This is a genomic window from Streptomyces sp. NPDC002835 (genome assembly GCF_053591995.1).
In genome coordinates this window covers 105,647-130,748 of the sequence record NZ_JBSFUW010000007.1, presented here as the reverse complement: position 1 = coordinate 130,748, position 25,102 = coordinate 105,647, and the positions used below count along the sequence as shown (strand labels likewise).

14 protein-coding genes are annotated in these 25,102 nt (G+C 69.5%); 4 read left to right on the top strand and 10 right to left on the bottom strand.

Annotated elements, in window-relative coordinates:
• Positions 1 to 167 precede the first annotated feature (167 nt).
• Positions 168 to 2,441 (bottom strand): UvrD-helicase domain-containing protein, encoded by a 2,274-nt coding sequence (locus tag ACWD01_RS10175; protein ID WP_451160050.1) that lies wholly within the window; start codon positions 2,439 to 2,441, stop codon positions 168 to 170.
• Positions 2,441 to 9,379 carry a DEAD/DEAH box helicase gene (locus ACWD01_RS10170; protein ID WP_451160048.1) on the bottom strand — a complete coding sequence of 2,313 codons (6,939 nt, stop codon included), beginning with the start codon at positions 9,377 to 9,379 and terminating at the stop codon, positions 2,441 to 2,443. Before ACWD01_RS10170 ends, ACWD01_RS10175 begins: the two co-directional genes overlap by 1 nt.
• Positions 9,380 to 9,570: 191 nt before the next feature.
• On the opposite strand from ACWD01_RS10170, the gene ACWD01_RS10165 reads away from it, so the two are divergent.
• Positions 9,571 to 10,674: a beta family protein gene (locus ACWD01_RS10165; protein WP_451160046.1), complete on the top strand. Its 1,104-nt coding sequence runs from the start codon at positions 9,571 to 9,573 to the stop codon at positions 10,672 to 10,674.
• 12 nt (positions 10,675 to 10,686) lie between these two features.
• On the opposite strand, the gene ACWD01_RS10160 is transcribed toward ACWD01_RS10165, so the two are convergent.
• Entirely contained in the window at positions 10,687 to 11,133 is a 447-nt protein-coding gene (locus tag ACWD01_RS10160; RefSeq protein ID WP_451160044.1) for an ATP-binding protein, read from the bottom strand.
• A 348-nt stretch (positions 11,134 to 11,481) separates the two neighbouring features.
• Entirely contained in the window at positions 11,482 to 12,258 is a 777-nt protein-coding gene (locus ACWD01_RS10155; protein ID WP_451160043.1) for a hypothetical protein, read from the bottom strand.
• A 198-nt stretch (positions 12,259 to 12,456) separates the two neighbouring features.
• Between ACWD01_RS10155 and ACWD01_RS10150 the strand changes: the two genes are divergently transcribed.
• Complete coding sequence (locus ACWD01_RS10150) at positions 12,457 to 14,133, top strand: DUF262 domain-containing protein (protein WP_451160042.1); 1,677 nt, start codon at positions 12,457 to 12,459, stop codon at positions 14,131 to 14,133.
• A 78-nt stretch (positions 14,134 to 14,211) separates the two neighbouring features.
• Here the strand turns inward: ACWD01_RS10150 and ACWD01_RS10145 are convergent, their stop codons facing one another.
• Both ACWD01_RS10145 and ACWD01_RS10140 read right to left on the bottom strand, forming a co-directional pair.
• Positions 14,212 to 14,685, bottom strand: coding sequence for a hypothetical protein (locus tag ACWD01_RS10145; RefSeq protein ID WP_451160040.1), 474 nt, complete (start codon positions 14,683 to 14,685; stop codon positions 14,212 to 14,214).
• Positions 14,686 to 14,766: 81 nt separating this feature from the next.
• Positions 14,767 to 15,003, bottom strand: coding sequence for a DUF397 domain-containing protein (locus ACWD01_RS10140; protein ID WP_451160038.1), 237 nt, complete (start codon positions 15,001 to 15,003; stop codon positions 14,767 to 14,769).
• Positions 15,004 to 15,886: 883 nt separating this feature from the next.
• Here ACWD01_RS10140 and ACWD01_RS10135 point away from each other — a divergent pair.
• A complete protein-coding gene (locus ACWD01_RS10135; protein WP_451160036.1) occupies positions 15,887 to 16,351 on the top strand; it encodes a hypothetical protein in 465 nt (154 codons plus the stop codon).
• A 51-nt stretch (positions 16,352 to 16,402) separates the two neighbouring features.
• Here the strand turns inward: ACWD01_RS10135 and ACWD01_RS10130 are convergent, their stop codons facing one another.
• Entirely contained in the window at positions 16,403 to 17,830 is a 1,428-nt protein-coding gene (locus tag ACWD01_RS10130) for a NucA/NucB deoxyribonuclease domain-containing protein (RefSeq protein WP_451160034.1), read from the bottom strand.
• Positions 17,831 to 18,315: 485 nt separating this feature from the next.
• Here ACWD01_RS10130 and ACWD01_RS10125 point away from each other — a divergent pair, with 485 nt between their 5' ends.
• Positions 18,316 to 18,627 (top strand): NIPSNAP family protein, encoded by a 312-nt coding sequence (locus ACWD01_RS10125; RefSeq protein WP_451160032.1) that lies wholly within the window; start codon positions 18,316 to 18,318, stop codon positions 18,625 to 18,627.
• Between the two features lie 2 nt (positions 18,628 to 18,629).
• Here ACWD01_RS10125 and ACWD01_RS10120 read toward each other — a convergent pair whose 3' ends face one another.
• From ACWD01_RS10120 to ACWD01_RS10110, 3 genes are all read right to left on the bottom strand, one after another.
• Positions 18,630 to 22,178: an nSTAND1 domain-containing NTPase gene (locus ACWD01_RS10120; RefSeq protein WP_451160030.1), complete on the bottom strand. Its 3,549-nt coding sequence runs from the start codon at positions 22,176 to 22,178 to the stop codon at positions 18,630 to 18,632.
• A 336-nt stretch (positions 22,179 to 22,514) separates the two neighbouring features.
• Entirely contained in the window at positions 22,515 to 22,970 is a 456-nt protein-coding gene (locus ACWD01_RS10115; RefSeq protein WP_451160028.1) for a hypothetical protein, read from the bottom strand.
• Positions 22,971 to 22,995: 25 nt separating this feature from the next.
• A complete protein-coding gene (locus ACWD01_RS10110) occupies positions 22,996 to 24,642 on the bottom strand; it encodes a restriction endonuclease fold toxin-2 domain-containing protein (RefSeq protein ID WP_451160026.1) in 1,647 nt (548 codons plus the stop codon).
• Positions 24,643 to 25,102 lie beyond the last annotated feature (460 nt).

The following is a 25,102-nucleotide window of genomic DNA, read 5'->3' as shown; positions in this document are numbered from 1 at the left end:
CCCATGGGCAGTCCGCCGCCGGGTCGCGTGAGGAAGTCGACGGCGAAGACGGCGAACGTCGAGGAGCAGCGGCATGCGGCACCACGGGGTTGCCGGAGCTCTTGGCGAGCACCTGGCCTGCGGCGTCGGTCGGGCCGCGATGGACCCCTCACGGCGGTGACACGCGGTCACGCCGTTCGCAGCACCGGTTGGAGGAACTGGCTGGGGTTTCCGTGCCAGAAGATGTCCAGGCTGTCACGGGCCCTCGTCGCGGCGACGAACAGCAGCGAACGGGCCCGCTGCATCTCTCTGCGGTGGCGCAGGGCGTCGACCGACTGCAACCGCAGGATGTCCGAACGCGGCACGAGTCCCTGCGACGCACCGGCGATGATCATCCGCTGGTATTCGAGCCCCTTGAAACGGAACATCGTGCCGATGTGCACCCCCTCGTCGCCCCGGGGTCCGTCCGGGCCGATCTCGACGGCGGGGATGTCGAACTGCCTCAGCGAATAGGCTGTTTCCTGCGCCATGGCGTTCGTGGGGACGCAGATGCCGATCTGCTCCAGCGGGATGTCGTCCCACGCGGCGATCAGCGCCGCGATGCCCTCCCGCTCTGCCTCCCAGTCGACATGCGGATGCAGGGCGGGCAGGCCGCCGCTCAGCACGGACCGATAGCCCGCCAGGTTCTCCTCGTTGCCGTCGAGGTCGTCGAATGCCTCGCCGCTCAGTACGCCCAGCGCGGAGCCCAGGATCTGTCGCGTCGTGCGGTAGCTGAGCGACAACTTGGCACTGCGACCACGGATGTTGACACCGAGGCTGCCGAGAGTGACCTGGCTGCTGTAGATCCGCTGGTGGGTGTCGCCGACGAGGAAGATGTCGTTGCGGTCCCGGCGGACCATCGCCCGGAGCATCTTCCAGTGGCCGGGCTGCAGGTCCTGCGCCTCGTCGACCACGATGTGCCGGTAGCGGGGGCGGAGCCGGCCTGCGGAACTGTCTTGAAGGTGGATGTTGTCCAGGCCGCCCGCTTCTTCCCGCTGCCGCTCGACGGCGTCCATGCGCTGCTCACGCTCGATCTCCAGCCGCGCCGCCCGTTCGGCGACCTGCGCCCAGGTCTGCCGTCCGAGCCCGTCGAGACGCTGGGCGAACCGCTCGGTCAGTTGCCAGATCTCGGCACGCTCCGGCCGGGTGACGTTGCGTCCGCGGCCGGCCCTGCGGGCCCGGAAGTAGTCCGTGCGGGAGGTCACGGCCTGCCCCAGGATCACCTGCGTCCACTCGTCGTGCAGGAACTCCGCGTCCCAACCCGTCTCGTCCACCTCGTCGAGCATGGCCCGCCACTCGCGCAGGGCCTGGTTGTCGTCGATGGTCTGCTTGCTGCTGCCCGGCTCGGCCTCGCGCACCACGCGCAGCGCCAGCTGGTCGACATGGCTGATCTCGACGCGCGCCAGCAGCTCCTCGCCGCCCAGCTCCAGCAGCCTGGTTCGCAGGTCCGCGGCGAGGTTCTTGTTGTACGTGGTCAGCAGCACCGGCTTCGTACGCCCCGGCGGCAGTGTGGAGACCAGATGCTTCACGCGGTGGAGCGCCACGATCGTCTTGCCGGTGCCCGGACCGCCGCCGACGCGTGCCGGTCCGGAGTAGTCACGCTCCACGAGCTTGGCCTGTGTCGGATGCAGGAAGACCTTCCAGCGCCCGAAGTTGCCGCCTTCCAGCGCCTCGCGCAGCGCCTCGTCCGTGGTCGTGACCATGGTCGCCGGGCGCTCTGCGGCGGCCTGGAAGTCCTCGGTGTCGACCGGCTCGGGGGCCGCGACGGGGGCCGTGATCTGGTCTAGGACCTCGTCGTAGGACTTGCCGTCGAAGAGGGAGAGCAGCACCTCGCCGGTGAGCTGCGGGGCGTACTCGATGAGGCCGAGCAGCTGCTCCTCGGTGGTGAGGGTCCGCACCACCGGCAGCAGAGGCCGCGCCACACCGAGGTCGGTCAGTTGCTCGTCGGTGAAGTGGGCGAACAGCGGCGCGGACACCGGTGGCTGCTCCACCGGGGCTGGCGCAGGGGCGGGAGCGGGGACCTGCACCTTGGGTGCCTGAGGCGCTTCGGGCGGCAGGAGCCGCCGGACGACGCTCTCCTCGACGACCTGAAGGTCGACGTACTCGAGTCCACCGGTGACCGGGTTCACGCCGTACGCGAGCCGGTCGAGGTTCGCGTACACCTCTCTACGGTGCTTGACCGAGACGATCAGCCAGTCGTCGTCGGCGAGCCGCAGCAGCAGCGCCCGGTAGTCGTCGCTGATCCGGGCCGACCACAGCCGGGTATGGCCGGACAGCTGCTTGAGCCGCAGCCCCGAAGAGCCCGGGTTCGCCTTGAATTTGTGCTGGAAGTCGTAGATCGCGCCCTTGACGGTGCGCGGGAGCCTCAGGATCTCCTTGTCGGCCTTGTCCAGCAGCCGCAGAGTCACGTTCGCCGCGCTCATCAGTGGGTGTCCCCCCGCATCGTCTCGTCGTGCTGTTCCCGTATGGCGAGCCGGTCGGCCAGCTCCTTCGCCGTCCACGCCCCGGCCGGCCGGACCTCCCAGCCCGCTTTGGCGAAGGCGCGGTCCCGGTCCTCGGCTTCCGCGTCCGGTTCACCGTCGACCGGCCGGTGCGCGAGCACGACACCGGCTTTCGCGTCGGGCCAGGCCAGTTCGGCCATCCAGCCGCGGTCGTCGAGCTCGTAGCCGTCGTGCGGGGCGGGGACGCCGAGCGAGGCGAGAGCGACCGCCAGCAGTTCCAGCCCCGGCTCGTCCGGGTCCAACAGCTCCAGCACCGCGTCCCAGCCGCCGTCCCTGGCGGTGCCCGCCGCGTCCGCCCCGTCCCCGGCGTCCCGCCTCTTCACCGGCGCGAGCACCGGCTCCACCGGCGCCGCCACCAGCGGCGGCCTGCCGCCACTGACTTCGGTGGTGGTCCCGGCTGCGGACTTCTCCGCAGACTCGTCGACGAGCGTCACGCGCGTCGACTCCAGCCAGCCCACGCCGCCCGCGACCGAGAACTCCAGCGCGGAGAAGCCGTCCAGCAGTCCGGTCGTCAACTGGGCGCTGTCACCCCCGCCGTGCTCGAGGAACTGCAGCAGATTGCTCCAGTAGAGCCAAGCCCTCCAGCGCCGCTTGTGCCGCTCCTCGTCCGCCATGGCAGCTTCGCTGTCGTCGAGAATCGTGATCGCCGACCACACGGGCGGCATGGACCTGGCGTCCGCGACGGCAACCACACCGCAGCCCGAGGCGTCCGTCGCGGCCATCAGCCGCACCTTGCCGGGCTGCGCCTTGGGCGCCCGGCCACGAAGTGCGGCCTCGATCTGCTCACCGACCGACTCGGCGGCAACGACCGCGGCCTGCGGCCGCGTGCCCGTCAGGCCCGCCACGGCGGCCTCGGCGCGCGCCGTCCAGCCGTCGGCGTCCGGTGCGCGCAGATAGGCGATCAGCTGCTCTGCCGGATTGACCCACACGGTCTCGGCCAGCTCGCCGGGCAGACCGCTGTGCACCTTGTCGTAGTAGGCACGGGCCTGAACGAGCGCCTCCTCGCCGTACGGCCGCCACACCGGATCGGACGGCCCGGTGGGGGAGTAGCCCGTGTCTCGGACGCGGGTGCGCCACTCCTTCACGTCGTAGTACGTCAGCTGGAAGACCCGCACGCCGTCCGCCCGCAGCCGCGCCCGCTTGGCCGCGTCGTCGGCCAGCCGATTGTGCTTGGTGCTCGCGTGGAACTCGAAGCCGTCGAGATACAGGGCGAGACGCCGGCCGGGAGCGTCGAGCCGCTCGAACAGCACGTCGGGGCGGGTGCCGTCGAGGACCCGCTGCTGGGACACCCGCCACCGCCGGGTCCCGCCGTCGGAGCCGGTGAGCCGCAGGTCGAGGGAGTACGTCCCGGCGGCTGTGGTGTACGCGTCGGCGGCGGCCCTGGCCTCGGCCTGTCCGGCCCACTCCTTCAGCGTCTCGACGAACATGATCTCGAGGTCGGACTCGGCCTGCCGCTCCAGCGGGATCTGCTGGGTCGTGGGTACGCGGGTGGTCCGCCAGGCCTCGCCCTCCTTGCCGAGCAGCTCGTCGAGCATCTGACGGACCTCGTTGCGGCTGACCTTGTCGTAGTCGCCGGCCGGCACCCGGCGCAGCAGGCAGCGGTGGCAGCCGTCCTGCCCCTTCTCGCGGCAGGTGCAGCCGTCGATGACCTCGCGGGCCTTCAGCAGCACCTCGCGGAAGCCGTCGGCCGAGGCGAGCCGGTGCAGGTAGCCGGTGCCGCCGGGCAGCCGGTCGTAGACGACGAGGAAGCGCCGGGTCCAGTCCGAGTCGCCGCCGTCCGGCATCGACGCGGCGGCGATGTCGATGTGGTCCGGGTCGCCGCCGTACCGAGCGGCTATGCCCGCGAACAGTGCTGCCGTGAACGAGGCGAGCCGTTCGTGGGCGCGGGCGACCGACGCCGGCAGCAGGATGCGCACCGCTTCCGTGGTCAGCTCGTGCGCCAGCAGCAGTGGAACGTCCCGTCCCTTGCCCTGCTCCTCGCCGCCCGAACTCTTGGTCCGGCGGCGCGGGCACCACAGCAGATGGTGGGCGCTGGCACGGGTGCTCGCGGCGAGCGAGTCGGTCAGCGCCTCCTGCGGCTGGTCGGCGACCGGCCGCCCGTCGGCGGTCGCCCCGCCGCAACTGGTGCACACGTAGAAGGGGTTGATGCGTACGTCGTCACCGGCGAGCGGCACCGTGCTGGAGCCGTCCTGACGGTCGGCGCCCAGATTCAGGGTGCGGATCACCGCCCGCCGTGTGAAGTCGACGCCGAACGTGGCCGTCTCGTGCCGCCACGAGCCCGGCGCCAGATGAGCCGGGTCGATGTCGACGGTGGTGAGCATCGCGTACCGGCGGCGGTCGCGCTCGTCCTTGTCGTCCCTTACGCGGGCGTCGTCGCGCTTGTCGCGGGCGATGACCCGCTTCGGTTCCAGCACGTACTGCACACAGCCCGCGTCGGCGATCTCACGGCCGCCGCAGCGGGGACACGGTGAGGCGTCCGCCTGGGCGTTGTCGGAACGGACGTAACCACAGGCGGGGCACAGCCGCCACACCTGCCAGGCACGGCGCTCGGGGCTGCCGATGTCGAGGGCACGCACCTGGTGGCGGTAGCCGTTGACGTAGAAGCTGCTGCCGGGCGCGAGTTCCGCGAGGGCGAGGCGGCGGGAGCGCTCGTAGTCGCGGACCTCGCTGCGGTACGTCTTGCGCCGGGCCTCACCCTGCCGGCCGCCTTCCTCCCGCTGTTCGCTCTCCTCCGCCTCGCCCTGGTTCTCCTCGGTCCAGTAGAGGGTGGCCTCCAACTGCGTGGTGGTGTCGGTGAGGCTGTAGTTGGGCAGCAGGCCGAGCTCCACCAGGGCGCCGTGCGCGCTCGAACGGCTCAGCTCCCGCAGCAGGTCGCCGGTCGTGCGCCGCTCGGCGAGCAACTCGCGGTGCTCACGGTCCTGTTCGGGATCACTGCGGACCAGGCCCTCCATCGCCGTGTCGATGGCGGCGATACGGCGCCTCAGCTCCTCGCGCCGGCCCGTCCAGTCCTCCTCTGCCTCTTGCAGGGCGCGCACGATGCCGCCGGTCGCGTACGCCCGCAACTCGTCGGCGGCGTACGCCGTGACGCCTGCGTCGTCCCCTTTGTCCCCATCGCCCGGGAACAGCCCGAGGAACTCCTCCACCAGGCGCCCACCGTGCGTGACAGCCGCGTCCGCCAGGTCCTGGCACCAGCCGGTGGTGCCGAACAGGGCGGACACGAGCCTCGGCACCGGCATCAGCCGCTCGCCGTCGGCGGTGGTGAGCCCGCCGCGGGCGGCGAGGTCGAGCAGATGCGCCGTGTACTGGCGGCGCAGGATCTCGACCGCGGACAGGTAGCAGCCGGGCGGCACGATGTCGCCCGCGATCATTTTGCGCGGGTCCTCGAGGTAGTACAGGTCGCGGGCCCTGCGCCCGCCGAACGCGACGATCAGCGCGTTGCCCGTGCGGCGCCCGGCTCGGCCCGCGCGCTGCACGTAGTTCGCCGGGCCCTTCGGCAGAGAGCCGAGCAGCACCGCCGACAGGTCGCCGATGTCGATGCCGAGCTCCAGCGTGGGCGTGCAGGACAGCACGTTCGGGTCGGTGTAGTGCGTGCCCGCGCGGAACGTGCGCTCGACACGCTCCCGTTCCGGCCGGGTCAGCATGCCGGTGTGCTCGGCGGTGACGACGCGGAAGGTGCCTCCGGTCAGATACAGCCGCCGGTAGTAGTCGTCCTTGAAGTCACGGGCGCGCGACGACCCGAAACCGCTGGAGCCGATGCTGCTGCGCATGTCGGCACCGGTCGAGGACGGGTCGCTGAGCGGGGCGCGCAGCATGCCCTGGCACCGGTAGCGCGGGCAGGGGTGGCCGTACCAGCGCGTCCGCCGCTCGGGCGGTACCACCTGCTGCCAGCCGCAGTCCATGCAGCTGACGAACGCCTTGTTGGCCGCCTCGTCGTCCAGCAGCCGCACCTCGATGTGCCCCGGCTGCAGCCCGTACACCCGGGTCGTACGGTCGGCTGCCGTACGGACCGACAGTGCCTGCTCGTCCACCAGAACGGGCAGCAGCCTGCGCAGGAATTCGGTCGCACCCGCCGCGTCCAGCCCGAGGCAGCGCCGTGTCCAGTCCTGGTACCAGCCCAGCCGGCCGGTCACCGAGTCGAACGCCGACCGGTCCTTCTGCCCGTCGAGCAGGAACCGCGGCGCGGCCATTCCTTCGGGGAACGCCGGCATCCCGTCCGGCCGGCCGCCCCAGATCTTGAACCGGGCCACACCCGCGTCCTTGATCCATGGCTCCAGCCACCGGTGCCGCAGCCCACCGCGGAGCCGGACGCGCTCCAACAAGCCGCGCACATAGGCCAGATACCGCTCCTGCGTCGGCATCCCACTGCCCACCAGCAGTTGCCCGGGCAGGGACAGGTGCAGGTCGCGGGCGAGCGCCGTGATCCGCTCCGGCTCGTCGATGACGACCTCGGCGGCCGCCGTACGCGTCAGCTCCAGCGTGCGGCCCTGGCGCGAACGCAGGCCGAACTCCATCACCGTGGCGAACGCCAGCCGCTCCCCGATCAGCTTCCAGGTACGGGCGTCACCCGTGCCCCGCCCGGACAACAGCCTGTCCACGCCCGGCTCGTCGTGCAGGTCCGGCGGTACGACGGCGGCGAGCGCCTGCGGATCGTCCACGGAGTCGAGGACGTTGCCGATCAGGTCGTTGAGTGCGGTCGGCGCACCCGACTCGTCCAGGTTGTGCGCCAGGAGGGAGCGCAGTGAGAACTTGTACGACGCGTTCGCCACATACCCGGCCCGGTGTGCCGCGTCCTGCGTCGAGTCGTTGAACAGCAGCGTCTTGCGCTCCTCCGGCACGAGCGCGATGTCGCCGCCGGTGAACAACTGCGTGACCGTCGCGGAGGCGAGTGCGGCGAGCGCGGTACCGAGGAAGCGAATGCCGTTGTCCGTGTTGCAGGCGGGGCAGCGGTCGTCGAGCGCCGCCTTGTCCGCCGACTTCTTGTCCGTGATCGCCAGCGCGAACCAGGCGTCCTGAAGCTCTTGCGCGTCCTGCACCACGGGCAGCCGGTAGGTGCCCTGAGCGCCGTCCAGCACGACCACGGACAGCGGGTCGGCGCCGCCCGACCTCGGCTTCGCACCGGTGAGCGCGTTGAGTGCATCCTCCGCCTCCGCCCGGGTGGCTGCGACGAAGTAGCGGATACGCCGCTTGTCACGGCCGAGTCCGGCCCGCCACACCTTGTCCTGCGCCATCACGAGCTGCTGCGGATCGGCCTCCGGCGACAGCGCCGCCCAGCCGGAGCGCCCGCAGTTGCGGCAGTACACCGCGGGCAGCGAGGCCACGGCCGGACGCGGGGCCGTGTCCGTGCCCGGCATCGGCTGCGGGCGGCGAGCGTCCGAGGGCACGCCCCCCGAGTCTTCGCCGTCGGCCCCCGCCACCGGCCCGACCGCCAGCGCCGCACGCCGGGCGGCGGTCCGGTCGTCCTCGTACCACCGGAACTCCGGTACCGGCCCCACACCGCGGAGCACCCGGCTCACCGGACGCACCCACAGATGTGCCTCGATGTGCAGCAGCGGTCGCGGCCGCTTCTCGTCCGACTCGGGGTCCCGCGCCGCCGACAGCAGGGCCACGAACCGCGACAGTGCCTGCAACGCCAGCCGCGGGTTCTCCCTGGCGGTGCGCCCCCAGGCATATCCGAAGCCGCCCAGCCGCTCACGCAGCTCCCACTCGCCGAGCGGGTCGCCGCCCAGCAGCTGGAGCACCTTGTGCGTGAAGTCGTGCCGCTTGAGCATCCTGCCGATCTGGAACGCGCTCAGCCCGCGTCGCTCCAGCAGTCGCTCCGCCAGCCCGTCCAGGTCCAGCAGATCCGGACGCGCCTCCACACCGGGACCGCCGGACGCCTCGATGACCTCCTTGGGGTCGGGCGGCTCCGGGAGCTCGTAGTCCACCTCGCCGGCGAACTGCTCGGCGGTCATCCGCTCCTCGCCGACCACCGCGTCCGGCGTGAACTCCACCCCGAACACCTGCGCCGCGACGCTGAGAATCCCTTCCCCGGCTCCGCCCGGCCTGCCCTCGCCGAGGGTCGCCGAGGTAGCCACCGGACAGATCCCGCCCAGCGGACGCCCCTCGGCGCTGCCCTGTCCGGTCGCCGCCGCGAGCCTGCGCAGCAGCATCGCCACGTCGGTGCCCTGCGCGCCGTCGTAGGTGTGGAACTCGTCCAGCACCACGTACGCGATCTCGGCGTCCTGCCACAGCGGCAGGTCCTCACCGCGCTGCAGCAGCAGGTCGAGCATCTTGTAGTTGGTGATCAGCACGTCGGGCGGGCTGACCCGCATCTCCTCGCGCCGGGTCATCACCCGCCGGAAGTCGGTGTCCGGCCGGTCCCCGATGTAGAGCCCGGCGGTCACCTGCGCCAGCTCCGGCTGGGACAGGTACTCCCCGATCCGCCCCGCCTGATCGGTGGCCAGCGCGTTCATCGGATACAGCAACACGGCCTTCACGCCGCGCCGCCCGAGCGCCTTCTGCCGGCGGCAGTGGTCCAGCACCGGCACCAGGAACGACTCGGTCTTGCCCGAGCCCGTCCCGGTCGTGATCAGCGTCGGCCGGGCGGGCCCGTGCAGGGTGCTCAGCCGCTCCCACGCCTTCGCCTGGTGCCGGTACGGGGCGAAGCCCGGCACCCAGTCCAGATGCCGCTGCCACCCGTCGGCGGCCGTGTGGAACGGCGTCCGGATCCGCAGGTACGGCCCCCGGAAGATCCCGTTCTCCGGGTCGCCCAGGAACCGCTCCAGAGCCAGCCGGGTGTCCTCCTCGGCGAGCGCGTACGTCGTCGTGAGGTACTGGGTGAGACTGCCCCGCAGCTGCGCGGCGGCCAACGTCGGCCTCACGTGGTGCCCCCTCGGTCCTGCGGCATGCGGGTGAACTGGATCAACCGTATACGCGACCTCGGACAACGTGACCCGTATCCCCGATGACGGGATATCGCCACTGGCCTGAAACGCGCCCTTTCGCCCCGAAGTGTCTGCCCCTCACCCTGCGAACAGGTGCGATACCGAGCCATGGCCGTGGGGGAGCCGCGATGGTCGAGCCGCTGTACGTACCCGTCCTGCCGATGCGGCGCTCCGCCGTGACCGCCTATGGGCAACTGCACCCGCAGGTGCGCCGCCACATCGCGCCCCTGTGGACCGTCCCGCCGCACACCGGCCCCGAGCGCGCACGCGGCACTCCGGCACCCCCGCACCCGGGCCCTGACGACATCGGACGAGCACTGCACCGATGGCTCACGCCCAGGGCCGACCACCTCATCGAGGTGACCGCCGGGCTGCCCGGCTGGCTCGACGCCGCCCACGTCGAAGGCGAGGTCCACGGTGCCGCGGTCGCGCTGCGGAACCTCGCCACCCGCAGCGGGCTCACCCTCGTCACGGGACCGGAACGCCACCCGGCGCTCCAGCGCTACACGGCGGACCTGGCCTTCGCCGGCGGCCGTGGCCTCGGCGTACGGGTCCTCGTGGACGAACCGCCCGACGAGCCGTGCACCTCGCAGATGCTGGACCTCGTCTCCCGGCTGTGCAAGCCGCCGGCACAGCTCGACCTGCTCCTGGACGTCGGAGCGGTGAACGACCCCGCCGAGGCGGGCAAGCGGTCCCTCATGGCCCTTGACCTGCTGGGCACCCTGATGCCCTGGCGCAGCGTGACCCTGCTGTCGGGCGCGTTCCCCGATCACGACCCGGCCCACGACCCGGCGCTCTTCACCCCGCCCCGGCTCGACCAGGCTCTCCACGCGCAACTCCGCGCCGCACGGCCTCGGCAGCGAGTCCACTACGGCGACTACTCGGTCGAGCACGTCCGCAGTGCGAATCGGCCCGCCGACTCCGGCCGGTACGGACCCCCGTGGAGCCTGTTGCGCTACACGCTCCCTGACCGCTTCCTCGTCGCCAGGGCACCCACCCGCGGCCCCGAACGCGCCGACCGGGTCCGGTCGACGGTCCGCCGCATCGTCGAGCACGAGTCGTACCGCCGCGAGAGGTCGGCCCACCGCGGAGCCGCCGAGGACTGGCTCGAGTCCTGCGCATACGGCGCCGGACCGGTCGGGACGGGCACCCCCGAGATCTGGACGCGGATCGGCCATGCCCAGCACCTCACGCATGTCGCCCGACGTCTGCTGGACGGTGACAGCGCCTGAGCGGCGTCCGCCTCACGGCAGGTCGACGACCGCCCACACCGTCTTGCCCGGCGCGGCGCTGCGCGGCGAGACACCCCAGTCGGCAGCAAGCGCCTCAACGAGCACGAGCCCCCGCCCCGACTCCGCGCCTCCCGAATCCGGCCGCGTCCCTCTGGCGGGCCGCTTCTCCGTGCGAGTGTCGGTGACGTCGACCCGCAGCCGCGCCGGCGAGGCGGCGAGCCGCAGATGGAAGTCCCGCCCCGGCACGTGCCCGTGACGCACGGCGTTCGCCACCAGTTCGGCGGCGATCAGGGTCATGGTCTCGTTGGCGGCCGAGTCGTACGGATGCCCCCAGTCGTGCAGCCGGTGCGACACCAGCCGCCGCGCGAGCCGCGCCCCGCGGGGCGTCGAGGTGAACTGCATCGTGAACTCGTGGGTGATATCCGGGTCGTGCACAAGCCCTGCGGGCGGAACGGTCATTGGCCTCATGCCGATCAACCCTGCTGCCGCGAAAGCCCCGTTGACCAGCCCGGACGCGCGGACGTCCGGGTGGTGTACGCGGACTCGCCAGCTGTGTACCCGAGCGGCCCTACTCGTGGTGAGACCATCGCGTACATGTTCGTGACCGACGGGGGAGCCGACGCGTTGATGCAGCATGGTGAGAAACCACCGGCATCGAGGCAGCGACGCAGGAGCCGACGGCCTTCGGGCGACGTGTGCCGATGCGCCGCTGTGTGTTCGCGACGGCCTGGTCTCTCGTGGCCACGAGGGTGACGGCCCTCCCAGGGGGCTCTGAACCTGCCGACATGGTCAGCCTGTGCGCACCGGCTACATGGTGTGGATCCATGACTCGAAGGCTGTCAGTTGCTCGCCCACCGATCCCAAAGAGGACGGGCTCCGCTCGTACTGTTCCGAGAGCGCCGCCTCGTAGACCTTGTATGCCTTCGGAGCTTCCTTGCCTGCGAGGTCGATGGCCGCGAGCGCACGCAGAGCATCATCGGTGCGTCCGCTTTCCGTGCTGCCGACAAGAGAAGGGCACAACTCCTCGGAGATATAGTCGCAGAGTTCCATGAGCTGTCGTCCCGCGCGCGTCGCCCGGTCTCGGACGGCGTCGATGTGAGCATTGTGAAGGTGCTCCTCGAGTTCGGATGCGTCGTCATCGTCGCACCAGATCCTTCGCAACGACTCCTCTGTCGACTTCAGTTCCTGGTCCGAATCGCCCAGCAGCTCATCCAGGCTGAGGACAGGGTGACTTGTCTCCGTAGGCGCGACCTCGGGCAGCGAGTCGAGCGCATCGGGTTGCGGAAGGGGTGAGCCGTCACGAAGTGCCACCAGCAGCATGGCCTGACGCAGGACGGGGAGGAGACGGTCGGCGTCAGTCACGCCGCGAATCTCGTACGCGGAGCGTTCGACTGCCGGATAGTCGTTGTCTGCGACGTACCCGTCGATGTCGAAACTGAGCTCAGAGAGCAGTGAAGAGATCGCGCGGATCTCGTCGAGCAGAACCTCGGCGGCGTCCCACAGGCGATCAGCTACCTCGTGCGCTTCGCCCGCTTCACGTACTTTGCGCTCAAGTTCAGTAGCCAGTCTGATCAGTTCGCTCATGCTGCGGCCCTCCCCGTAGTGTGCGCCGACCCGGTCCTGATGGGGGTCACTACGAGATTACGAGCCTCTTCCAGGTGTGCTGACCTGGGTGGCCTTGTAGGGAATGATCGGCGCCGCCCCGCAAGCACCGGGGAGCGCCGCCGAGGCAATGATCCGGGTTCCCGCCCCGGGCGGCACGCACCTCGCCATGATTGGTGCATGCAAAAGCTCGAGGCGCACGAAATGCCCCTGCACAAGGTCTTCAGCAGCGACTACGACTTCCATGTCCCGGACTACCAGCGTCCTTACGCCTGGGAAGAGGAACAGGCGGTCCAACTGCTGACGGACCTCGTCGAGGCACTCGACCGTGGGACGGACGAGCCGTACTTCCTCGGATCGATCGTCCTTGTCAAGGAAGGACAGACGGCATCGAGAGCCGACGTGATCGACGGTCAGCAGCGGCTCACTACCCTGACCATCCTGCTGTCGGTGCTGCGCGACCTCACCGACGACCCTCAGCTGAGCCTCGACCTGGACACGTTGGTGAGCGAACCGGGCTCCAAGATCCTGGGCCTGGCGAGGAGGCCGCGCCTCACCCTGCGCCCGCGTGACGCGGGGTTCTTCAGGCAGTACGTGCAGACGAAGGGGGCCATCAATACGCTGCTCGCGCTCAACGCCGAGATGCTGGCCACGGACGCGCAGAAGGCTGTCCTCCGAAACGCCGCCGCTCTGCACAGCAGGCTCGCCGACTGGTCGGAGAAGCGTCGGCTCGGGCTGGTGCAGATGCTCGGGGAGCGGACGTATCTGGTCGTCGTCAGTACTCCCGATCTCGACAGCGCCCATCGGATCTTCAGCGTGATGAACTCCCGAGGACTCGACCTGTCGCCCACGGACATCTTCAAGTCGAAGATCATCGGCGACCTGGGGTCGAAGGCGTCCGACGAGTGCGCCACTGCGTGGGAGGATGCGGAAGAAGCTCTGGGCCGGGAGGACTTCGCGGACCTCTTCCTCCACCTGCGCATGATCTACGCCAAGAAACGGGCCGAGCAGGAGCTGCTCAAGGAATTCCCGGAGCAGGTGCTCAGCCACTATCTGCCCGGCAGGGCTGAGACGTTCGTCAACGACGTCGTCCGTCCGTACGCCGATGCCTATGTTCAGGTACGCGATGCCGCCTATGAGGCCGCACAGGGAGCCGAGAAGGTCAACGCCTGGTTCAGACGGCTCCAGCAGGTCGACAACAACGACTGGAGGCCTGCCGCCCTATGGGCGCTGCGCAACCACGCGAATAGTCCCCAGTGGCTCGATCAGTTCCTCGGCGCCCTGGAAAGGCTGTCGGCCAGCATGTTCATCCGACGCGTCTACACCACACCCCGGGTCACACGCTATGCGGAGCTGCTGCGCCAGCTCGATGCGGGACACGGACTCGACTCGGAGGCACTCGAGTTGACGGACGCAGAGCAGGCAGAGACCCGCGCCAGGCTGAACGGCGACCTGTACCTTGTCGGAAAGATCCGGAAGTACGTGCTGCTCCGGCTCGACGAGCTGCTGGCCCAGGGACAGGGGGTTGCCTACGACCATCCCGTCATCACCGTTGAGCATGTTCTCCCGCAGAACCCGAAGCCCGACTCGCAGTGGATCGCTCTCTTCGACGACGATGAACGGGCCGAGTGGACGCACAAGCTGGCGAACCTGGTCCTTCTCAATCGGGCGAAGAACTCCGTGGCACAGAACTACGACTTCATTGTGAAGAAGGCCAAGTACTTCACCGGCCGCAGCGGTGTGGTGCCTTTCGCTCTGACCTCCCAAGTACTCCAGCACCTCGAGTGGACTCCTGACCTGCTCAGCGTGAGGCAGAAGCACCTCATGGAGCTGCTGAGCAACGAATGGCGTCTTTGAAATGCCTGCCGGCTGCGGTCGATCTCCCTGTGATCGGCGCTGTCCTGCACAGGAGCACGCAAGGGCCCGGCTGCTCGGTCACCCATCCGGGCGGCCATCGGTGGACAGAGGAGGAAGCGGGCACGGGAGGTCGCGCAGGAAGCGATGGGGGCAGCACACGACGGAGAAGGAGACGAGGTTCGTGGTCTTCGCGTAGTGCACCCAGACGGCGTCGACGCCGCGCCCGAGCGCGTCCGCCGCGTACGCGCTCTTCACTTCCAGGTCGATGTACGCCCGCCTGCCGTCCGGGCGTTCGAAGGGCGGGCTCGCCTCGTAGGTCTTCCGCAGCCAGTCCATGGCGTCGCTCAGATCCGTCCACGTCCGGTGCGTGGCGGCCTGGTCCCGGCGCATCAGCCAGTGGCCGACCTGCATGGGCGGCATCGTGCCGGTGAGGAACGCGCGTGTCTGCTCGTCGTGGGTCAGCTGTCCGGGGCGCCGCGCCCCTTCCTGCCCGTACGCCGTCCGCGTACCGGTCCAGGGGCCGAATCCGTGCCAGTGCCCTGACCAGCTCATGTGCGTCCTCCAGAGGGTGCGGGCCACCCGTGCTCGTGCCGGGCGGCCCGCTGTCGTGCCAGTACGGTCAAGGTCGGACGGTCAGATGCCCAGGGCCCGCCTCCTGGCCCAGCCGAGGGCGAAGTCGTCCAGCTCCGCCGCCGTGAAGCGCAGCTCCCTGCCGTTGCCGCCGGGCTTGCTGTCCCGCAGGGCGAACGCCGTCCCGGAGCCGGTGAGCGCGCCGACCTCGACGCAGGTCTCGTGCTCGCCGCCCTGGTTGCCACCGCAGTAGTTCTCGAACGGGCCGCCCTCGGAAGGAAGGCTGTAGAGGTCGTGCATGGGATAGTCCTCCTGATGCATCCGCTGTGCGGAGATGCGGTCTCCGCGCCGTCGTGCACACGCACCCCACCTGTGTCGTCTGCTGTCCAAGGGAGGCGACCGGGTGGGGAGTTCATCGACGAGTCACCGAGGCCGACCGTCACTGCGTCGGCGAGTATGGGCCGGTATCAGGGCGCCACGCCGGAGCAACACGACGGCCGTGAGAGCAATGACCCGAACGAGCGGGTGCCGTGCGTCGGTCCCCCTTCGACACGCCGAGAGCGCGCGGCCGGGAGCCGGCGCCGGGCGGCCCGGGGTGGCGGTCGTAGCTGCGGTGATCATTCGTCACGGTCAACACATTCGCGGTTGCGTACCGCTCTGACCAGCAGCAACCCGCCGACAGAGGCCCGGTGTACGAGCATCCGCCACAGTGCGATGCGCGGGTACGGGAGCGAGGCGGCTCGGTCGGCCGCCGGTCGGTCTGTCCGCGCCCCTGCGGGTGCATGTTCGAGGTGATCGTCCCCGATGCGTCGAGGCGTCGGGGGCGCCGCGTGCCGTGTGACGGGACGGCGATTGCCGCGGGGCAGCCACTCGGCACTGAGAGCCGGCTGATTCCGGCTGCACGATCACGGCGGGCGGGCGCCGTGCCGGCTCGGCGCGCTCACCGTCCGACCCGGACTGCTTCCTGGTTCGCGTGCCACGCGTTGTGAGTTCCCGAGGGTGCGCTCGCCATAGCCGATCGTGGTGGTGCGCCTACCGAAGTGGACCGGGTTCCCGAGCTGAGTGCGTGATCCCAGGGCACCCTGGGCGGCACGGGGTGGTCGGGTGTGGACTTCGAGCGTCAACCGTGCGGGAGTGGTTACGGTTTTGCAGAGACGTTGTCAGCTCATGGTGAGGAGTCGGCGTGACGGAACTGGTTCAACAGGTGCAGTTTGACGCCGACGTCGGATATCACAGCTTCTGCCTGCAGGAGTCGGACGATGCGGATCTCCCCGTGCCGTATCCCGACGACACGGTGTTCGGACAGTTCCTCACCGCCTTTCCCGGGAGGATCGACATCTTCAGCGCCGGGCACACGCACACCGCCGCGGTGACCGCGGAGGTGTGGGACGGCCGCCCGCCGGAGGAGGACCCGGAACGGTGGGACGAGTACGGGGAGTGCGAGTACGTGTCGACCAGCGGTGTCGTGGCCGTCTGGTCAATGAGCCTCGGGCGCACCGAGCACAGCGTGACGCTGTCGGACAGCGGCGGCACCTGGCAGGTACAGGTGTACAGCGTCGGCCGGGCCGAGGCCGAGGGACTGTCCGCGGCAACCGGCACCGCCGAGGGGGTGGAGCGCTACCTGGTGCGGTTCTGGCGCGCCGCGTAGCGCGGACGACGCGTCGAGGGCGGGGACCCCGGCGGTCCCCGCCCTCGTCGATCACGAGGTGATCTTCACCAGGAACCCGTCCTGCAGTCCGTCGACGAGCCGGTTCTTCGCGTAGAACCCGAGCAGGAGACTGCCTCCGGCACCGTTCTCCGTCCTGTCGATCGGCCGGACGGAGAAGTTGAACTTCTTGGCCTCGGGATCGTGGTCGGCCTGCGCCGCGCCCTCGTACGTCGTGGCGAACGGGTACTCGTCGCATTCCCGTATGCCGCCCAAGGAGTAGCCGTCCCCCCAGTACCGCTTGCACTGCTTGACGGCGGCCTTACGGTTGTCCTCCTTCCTGGTCTTCTCCACCAGGCGGTGCAGCGGTGCTTTCGCCTCCTGGCCCGGCACGTTCTTGGCCGACATGTACGGCTTGGTGTCGAGCGGCTTGGTGAACGCGGTCCGGATGTGCTCGGCGACGGCCCTCTCCTCCGCCCCCGCCTTCGCGCTGTACGTCAGGGTGGGCAGGTAGCTGAAGGTGGCCGCGCCCTTCCGTGAGGGGTTCCCGCCGCCGGTCGAGTTCGCCAGGTAGGTGGCGGCATCCCAGCGCGGGGCGAGCATGAACAGCTTGCCGGTGAGCGCGCCGCCCAGTTTCCAACCGGGCGGCGGGGTGATGGTGATGACCGGTTCGTACACGGCGAACACCAGGTCCGTGCTGCCGCTGCTGCCTTGGCCCGGCTTGGCGTTCACCTTGTGCGTGTACGTCCGCTGCCGCTTGAGTTCGTCGAACGTTTTGGTGCCCGGCATGGCGCCACTGTGGGTGTAACGGACGCCGGAGGGCCAGCTCTTCGGAATCGTGCCCTTCGTCTCGATCCGCATGGCTGCCGTCGCAGTCGAGCCGGTCGACTGCATCTCGGTGTAGTAGTACGTGAACGTGATCTCGCGGCTGTTCTTTGCAATCGTGCCCACGACCCGGACGTTGAACATGCTCTCGCCGACGGGCCGGTTGTTCCGCAACCATGTTTGCAGGAACGTCGCACCTGAGCAGACGGTGAACCGGGACTTGATGAAGAACTTCTGCGTGCTGCCGAGGCCCTTGCGGCACTCGTCGTACGTCATGGTGCGGGCCGGCTCCGGATAGGTGGCGAGCGGCGCGAGGCGGGCGGTCGAGCGATTCTGCGGCTCAGGTGCAGGCGCGGTGGCGGACGGCTGCTTCGCCAGCGGTGCGTACGAAGCGGCCGGGCCCACCGTCTCGGCGGGCAGTCGGGCCTCGGACTGCATCTCGCGCGTCAGGCGACGCAGGACCTCCCTCGCACGCCCGCTGCGCACCTCCTCCAACGAGGGTTTCGAAGCCCCCGACGGCAGTACGTACGTCTCGACGCGCAGATCGTCGCCACCGGCGGGAGCCGCTGAGGACGGCGCTGCTGTGGGCAGCAGGGCCGCGATGGTCAGAAGTGCGAGCGTCCGTACACGGGCATGACGGAACCACGGTATTCGCATGGTGAACCCCCGAGTTGCTTGGCGCCGGCTGGGTGCCGGAGCACCTGGTCACTCCCAGATATATCGAACTGGTGAACGCTTCCTGGGCAGGCCGAACCAGCTTGGCGCGATCCCAAGGTTCTCTGGCCAATTGAGTGGCAGGCGGCGATCGACTCGCGTTCAACGCCTCACGCGACCGTGGCGGGTGTAAGGCGATCCGACGGTCGGATCCACCTGCTTGCCGAGGAGCCGGGCGATCTCCTGGACCGTGAACTCACTTACTCTGCATCGCCTTTGGCGGTCACGCTCAAGTTCCGCTCTTACGCTCCGCACTGCGGCCGCTCGCTCGATCACAGGTGCGGCCCCGCTCGCCACCCTGGACGGAGGCATGTGGATCGGTCTGCCGAGGGCAGCCCACCGGGTGGTCCCTCCTGCACGGGATCATGGGCAGTCGCCCGCGTAGTGTTGGCGCTACACACCGATGCGTGCTCCAGGAGGATCCCCGCATGGCCCGGACCACTCAGCTCCGCACCTACACCGTCCGCGACGGACTCCTCGACGAGTGGGCCGAAAGGTGGCGTGAGGAAATCGTCCCGCTGCGCCTGGAGCTGGGATTCGACATCGGCGGCGCGTGGGTCGACCGTGAGCAGAACCAGTTCCTCTGGCTGATCTCTTACGAGGGCCCCGAGTCCTTCGAGGAGCGCAACGCGCTCTACTGGGCGTCACCGGCACGCAAGGCGATGGGTCTCGACCCCGACGACTACCTGCTGCACACCGAGCAGCGCACCGTCGAAGAGAGCTACGCGCCGACCCGCTGACGCTACGGCGTCGTCGACGGCAGCATGTGCTGACGCCGTTCCTCCTCGTCGAGCGTCCGGAACACCCGCCCCCGGGCGTGTGCTTCGAGCCGGTCGAAGTCCGGCTCGGCCGCCCACACGCGTGCTGTCCCGTCGAACGAGGCCGTGAGCAGCCGCGTGCTGTCCCGGGACCATGCGACCGAAGTGACCTTGTCCTGGTGGACACCGACGACGCCGACCTCCTCAAAGGTCGCCGCGGTCCAGACGCGCACCGTGCGGTCGTCGGAGCCGGTGGCGATGTGATGCCCGTCCGGGGACCACGCCACCGCCCGTACGCGCCCTTCGTGACCTTTCAGCGTGTCGATACGGCGGCCGGTGGCCACATCCCACACCGCGGCCGTCCAGTCGCCGGACGCCGTGGCCACGCGCGACTCGTCCGGCGACCAGGCGACATCGTCTACGTAGTTGTCGTGGCCGCGCAGGACGGTGAGCTGACGCCCTTCGGCGACGTCCCACAGACGGCAGGTGCGGTCGTCGGAGGAGCTGGCCAGCATCCGGCCGCCGGGTGACCAGGCGATGCGGCCGACCCAGTCCTGGTGGCCGGTCAGTACGACGAGTTCGGTGCCGGTGTCCGCCGACAGGATGCGTACGGTGCCGTCGTGCCCGCCGGTGGCGATCCTCCGGCCCTCGGGCGACCATGCGCACGCTTCGACGACATCTCCCCGTTCCTCGTACAGCAGTGTGCCCGTTTCGTCCACGACGCGGAACAGACCGCTGTTCGCACTGAAAGCGAGGCACCCGTCCTGCGGCGACCAGGCTGTACTCCACACCCGGTCGTCGACACGCTGCCCGCGCCCAGCGGGTGCTCCGGTGACCGCGTCCCACACACCCACCGTGCCGTCGTCGGACGCTGTCGCGATCCGCGACTCGTCGCAGGACCACGCGGCCTGGTTCACGGGACCCGTGTGCCCGTCGATCCGCGTGTGCTCGGCGCCGCGCGGACGCAGGTCCCACACCATGGCGGTGCCGTCCGTCGAGCTCGTCGCGAGCCGGTCGCCCGCGGGCGACCATGCCACACCCCACACGGTGTCGGTGTGCCCGCGCAGCACGGCCAGGACCTTCGCGTCGTCGGTGCTGACGACGCGGACGGTCCGGTCGGAGGACGCGGAGGCGAGCATCCGGCCGTCGGGGGACCACGCCAGGTTCCACACGTAGTCCGTGTGGTGGCGCAGCAACAGCCGAAGATCCCCCGTCCGCGCGTCCCAGATCCGTGCCGTGTGGTCACCGGAACCGGTGGCGACCGACCGGCCGTCCGGCGACCAGCAGATGCCTTCGACGAAGTCTCCGTGCCCGGTCAGGACCGTGCTGGGCGCACCCGTGGCCAACTCCCAGACGATCGCTGTCTGATCGTGCGAGGCCGTGGCGAGCCGCATGCTGTCGGGGGACCAGGCGACGCCCCAGACGTCGGCCGTGTGCCCGCTCATCTCCCGGACGAGACGGCCGGATCCGGCCTCCCACACCCGTACGACCTGCTCTCTCGACGTGGCCGCGACATGCCGGCCATCCGGTGACCAGGCCACCTGCCTGCCCTTGTCGGTGGCTCCCGTCAGCAGCCGCACGGGATCGCCGGTGGCGGCATCCCAGATCCTGACGACATGCTCCCGCCCGGCCGTTGCGACATACGCAGAGTCGGGAGACCACGCCACCGATTCGACCATCGCGCCGTCGCAGGGCAGGACGAACAGCGAGCGCCCCGAGGCCGCGTCGAAGACGCGCGCCGAACCGTCGCGGGACGCCGTGGCCAGCCGGCGCCCGTCCGGCGACCAGGCGATGTGCCGGACGGTGTCCGTGTGCCCGTCGAGCCGGGTCCGCAGATGGCTCGCGCTCAGCGCCGTCATCAGACCGCGACGGGCGGAGGGTGTCGACACGCATTCGCCGAGCGCGGCCAGGGACAGGAGTATGGCCTGTTCCGGCCGGGTCTCGGCGCTGCTGAGCACATGCCGGCCGATGCTCTCCGACACCCGGGTGAGGTAGGCGAGGTCCCGGTGCTGGGAGGAGTGGACCAGTGCGCGCGCCGGGGCCGATGCCTGACCCGTCTCCTCCAGCGCGGCGAGCCACCTTTGGGCGCGGGTGAGCCGTTCCCCGGTGAGGAGGTAGTCGTCGCTGCGGCCCGAGCGCTCCCAGTCGTCGGCCCATCGTTCGAGTTCGGCTCGTTCACGCAGCTGCTCCACGCGGGCCTCGACCTCCTGCCGCAGTGGCGCCCACTGCCGGAACAGCGCCTCGTGCGCGACCTGCGCGTACGGCTCCGCCCCGGCCGGGTCGCCGTCCGCAGCGGTCATCAGCAGACGGGCGTCGACGAAGGCGTCCACGACGTGACGCTCCCGCGCGGTGAGCCCGGACAGTGGTACGCGGCGGCGGGCGACTTCCTGGCCCTGCACGGTCACGAACTTAAGGAGAACCCTGAGCACGAAGTCGATCCCGTTGTCCGGCCCCAGCTCCGCCACGGTGTGGTCCGTCTGACGGGCCAGTGCGCCCGCCACACCGCCGAGCCCCCGGTACATCTCCTCGGTGACCGTCCCGCCGGGTCCGGCAGCGAAGTAGAGCTCCTGCAAGAGGTACGCGAGCAGCGGCAGGGCGTCGTCCGCTCCCGTCTCGTCGACGATGGCGTCCACGACGCCCGGCGCGAACGACAGACCGACCAGAGCACCCGGGCGTTCGACCACCTCGGCGAGCTGGCCTCTGCCCAGTGTGCCGATGGCGACCGGGTGTTGGACCACCTCGGCCTGCCTGGTGGCGAGAAGCTGTCCCAGGAAATCCACCCGGAGAGTGGCCAGCACCCGGATGCCGCAGTCCTGCTCGACGCACGATCGGAGCGCGTCGAGGAACTGCGCGCGTTCGCGTCCCCCGGCGAGAGTGACCACCTCCTCGAACTGGTCCACCACGAGCAGTGTTCGCCGGAAGCGGCCACCCCGGAGACGGGACAGTTCAGCCTTGAGCGCCGAGGGCCGCTGGCGGAGTCTGCGCAGGACGGTGGCCACCGTCTCCTGCTCGCCGCCGGCGGCCGCGATGGCGGCGGCCAGCGCGCCGAGGGGATTCGGCCCGGGGGAGAAGGCCGGCAGCACCGTCCACCGCCGCTCCCGCAGCCGGGGCATCACACCCGCCCTGATCAGCGAGGACTTCCCGCTGCCCGATGCGCCCACCAGGACCAGGAACCGGTCTGCGGGACGCACGGTCGCTGCGTGGAGCCTGCGGGTGAGCTCGGCGGCCTGCACCTCCCTGCCGAAGAAGACCGCCGCCTCGTCCTCGTCGAAGGCGTCCAGCCCGGGGTACGGCACCCGGTCCCGTGGCCACTCGACCCGCGGCGGCGCCGGGTTCTCCATCCGGTAGACGACGACCTGTCCGACCACCATCGCCACGATCAACAGCCCGATTGCCGGCACGGACGCCTGCTGGATGGCCTGCAGCAGCCAGGGCGCATCGTCCACGCCCGTGGCGTAGTTGGTGACGATGCCGAGCAGGCTGGCGACGAGCACCAGCATGATCTGGAGCGCGAGTTGTAAGCGGTGCCTCATGAGGTTCCGGCTCCGGCCTTGTGACCAACCCGCTGCACAGCGGCCCCCTTGGATGTGTTGACTGCCCTGGCAACGGGTGCACGAGCACATCCGGGTGATGCGCCGTGGCCGAAGAACATCTTCGGTGGCACGAGGACCGATCTCAACTCCGCGCACGACTGCGGGCTGTGTCGGGCCGTCATTCAGTCAGACTAAGCCTGCTTCTCAGTGCGTTCCGCACTCGGGTGAAGAGGCCGGCGCGGCCGGAATCGGTGGAGCTGCTGATCAGTGCTCTCCACCTTCCTTCCTGCTGTTCAAGCGCGGTCGACGATTTCATCGTCCTCATCCATCAGCGGTTCAGAAGACGTCGAAGGTGTCGATGTGCCGTCGGATCTCCGTCAGGACGTCTTCGCTGCCGCCCGTGGCCGGGAGGACCCACGGCCTTTCCTCGCCGTTGGCCATGGCGAGGCTGCTGACGAACCTCACGAGGTCCGGTGCCGGCGCGAACGAGTCACGCAGCCATGTGCCGAAGACGGCCGCTTCGTCGGCCGTGACATCCGTGAGGGTGATGAAGGCGTAGTCGGGCTCTTCCATGGACGAGGTGCCGACGACCCACACATCCGGAGCCAGCGCGATCTCGAAGTCGAGCGCCTGCTGGCCGTGCAACGCCGAGATCCGGTGCTCGATGACAGCATCGGGGAAGTCCCGTCGGAGAGCCCGCTCCAGTGACAGAAGGCTGGAGCGCCAGGCGCCGCCGTCCTCCTGCGGGGGGTAGAAGCCGATGTTGGTACGGATGTTGCGTTCGGTGACCACTCTGTTCCTCTGATTCACAGCTGATTCACGGCACGTAGCGCGTCGACCCGGGAGTCCCCGTCATCGCCATCATGGACTGCCAGTAGGCAGCGTTGTCTCTGCCGTTCGTGACAATCTCCAAGCCGCGAATCTCGTGGTTCGCGGGGTTGGCCATGGCTTGCTTGTATCTCGTCAGTTCCTGCTCGTCACTGCTGTACATGGAGTCCACCAGCGGATCCCACGCGATCTTGCCCTGACTGTTGACCTTGACCGGCTTGGCCAGGGTCTCATCGACCCTGTCCAGAGACCTGAAGCTCTTCTTCTTGCAGTCCGGGTCCCGGACATGCTTCGCCTCGACGAGGTGGCCGTCGGCTGGGCGTATGCCGTCCACCATGAGCCCGCGCTTCTGACCCGCCAGCGGTACCTCGCGCTCGGGGTAGCCGGCGATACGCAATTGGTAGGCGTTGTCCGGATTATGGGGCCCGCCGCCCCCGGCCAGTCCTCCGGGGCGCAGAGTGTTGGCCCAGGTGCGGAACTGCTGTTGCTCCGCAGCGGTGAGGAGGCGAGTACTCGCCGGGGCGGGAGGTATGGGGTCGGCGAACGGGATGCCGGGGTCGACCGGATTGACGGTGGGAAGCAACATGGGAGCCGTGGACCCCGGGAAGGACGCCAGGCGCACGGGGACGGGCACAGGCACCCTGATGAACGGCGGCAGGAAGGGTACTCCGGGCAGACCGGGAGGCGTAGGCCCCTCTGGCTCCGGCAGCTTGACTCGCTCGGCGGCGGAGTCGAGCGCGTTTGCCACGTTGCCCAGGTCCTGTATCCACGGGTCGCTGAGCACCGCGTCGTGCAGGCCGCCGTCGTATCCGTTCGCCCCGAACATCGGCTGGTCCCAGGGCATGTCGACGGCGAAGAGATCGTTCTGGTGGTGCTGGATCTTCTCCTTGGCCGCCTCGACGTGGTCCGCGTACCGGTCGCATGCCTTGGCCAGTTGCGAGCATGCGGCGACCAGGTTGGTCACCAGGGGCTCGTCCACCTCTGCTTTCGCCGGAGGGTAGGTGAGGCCGACGAAGTGTTTGACGTACGCACGGAAGGCGTCCGCGGCCTCACCGGAGTGAGCCTTGCCGGCGGTACTGGAGTAGGTCTGCGCGTCTTCCAGGAACCGCTGCATCAGGGAGCCGGCCTGCCGCCAGGACCCGGCGACGTCCCGGATCTTCTCCTGCGAGCCGCGAAACCGGTCGCTCCTTCCTGATGGTGCGTACTGGTCGTACCAGGCGGTCTCACCGACCACTTCGGGCAGTTCGCGCCCCAGGCCGAGGTAGTTCTCGGTGCAGTCGGCCCCCGGGTCGCCCATGCCTACGGTCAGATCGACCTGCTTGCCGAGAAGCTGGGCGACCAGCTTGCTTTCCTGCGCCATGAATTCACGCGCTGTGCGCATGAGACCGCGGCTGGTCTCCCCGAGGACGTAGGAGCTGAAGCCCATCTGGTTCAAGGTGGCGGACGCGGCCGATACGTACACCTTGGCGAACGCCCGCCCCGCGTCGTCGTCTCCGGCCATCCCGTGCTGCCGCGCAAGCTCGTGGCCGAGGGCAATGGCGGTGTCGCGGGCACCGCGCATGGACTCGATCAGCCCCATGGAGCCGCGGATCATTCCTTCGGCGATGAACTTCAGCTCAGGTGCGAGTCCGCTCACTGTGCTGCCTCCCCGTTGCAGACGTGAGTGATCAACTTAGTAGGAGTCTGTCTGGCACGTCTGCACGGGTATCGGCCGACTGCGGGCAGTTTTAGGGGCACTTGCTGCTTCGAGTCGGATCGCCGTCCTTCTCAGTCGTCACCCTCAGACGCAGTCCCCGGAAGCCACCGGGACGACTGCTGCTGTCGGGAACTCACGCTCCGGGACCGGTTCGCTGCCTCATATCGCGGACCATGGCGAGAGGGCCGGATGTCGGCACGTTCTCTTGCTCGGGGGCTCTCCTTGGACGGTCGTCCGTGCCTATGCGATGGCCTGACTGACCGCCGGGAAGCCCGGACGGCTGCCCGAATGGACAAATCGAACTGCGCGGCGCCATAGGCCTCCTCTGAAGTCCCCGCGTTGGCTGGCTCCGTGGAAGGGGTTACCCGTTACCATGATTGAGACGGGTGTGCGATTTGAT

Coding starts and splice junctions, on each gene's coding strand:
- ACWD01_RS10160 (WP_451160044.1), bottom strand. CDS start 11,133: ATGACCGTTCCGCCCGCAGGGCTTGTGCACGACCCGGATATCACCCAC.
- ACWD01_RS10120 (WP_451160030.1), bottom strand. CDS start 22,178: ATGAGGCACCGCTTACAACTCGCGCTCCAGATCATGCTGGTGCTCGTC.
- ACWD01_RS10130 (WP_451160034.1), bottom strand. CDS start 17,830: ATGCGAATACCGTGGTTCCGTCATGCCCGTGTACGGACGCTCGCACTT.
- ACWD01_RS10165 (WP_451160046.1), top strand. CDS start 9,571: ATGGTCGAGCCGCTGTACGTACCCGTCCTGCCGATGCGGCGCTCCGCC.
- ACWD01_RS10175 (WP_451160050.1), bottom strand. CDS start 2,441: ATGAGCGCGGCGAACGTGACTCTGCGGCTGCTGGACAAGGCCGACAAG.
- ACWD01_RS10145 (WP_451160040.1), bottom strand. CDS start 14,685: ATGAGCTGGTCAGGGCACTGGCACGGATTCGGCCCCTGGACCGGTACG.
- ACWD01_RS10140 (WP_451160038.1), bottom strand. CDS start 15,003: ATGCACGACCTCTACAGCCTTCCTTCCGAGGGCGGCCCGTTCGAGAAC.
- ACWD01_RS10125 (WP_451160032.1), top strand. CDS start 18,316: ATGGCCCGGACCACTCAGCTCCGCACCTACACCGTCCGCGACGGACTC.
- ACWD01_RS10155 (WP_451160043.1), bottom strand. CDS start 12,258: ATGAGCGAACTGATCAGACTGGCTACTGAACTTGAGCGCAAAGTACGT.
- ACWD01_RS10150 (WP_451160042.1), top strand. CDS start 12,457: ATGCAAAAGCTCGAGGCGCACGAAATGCCCCTGCACAAGGTCTTCAGC.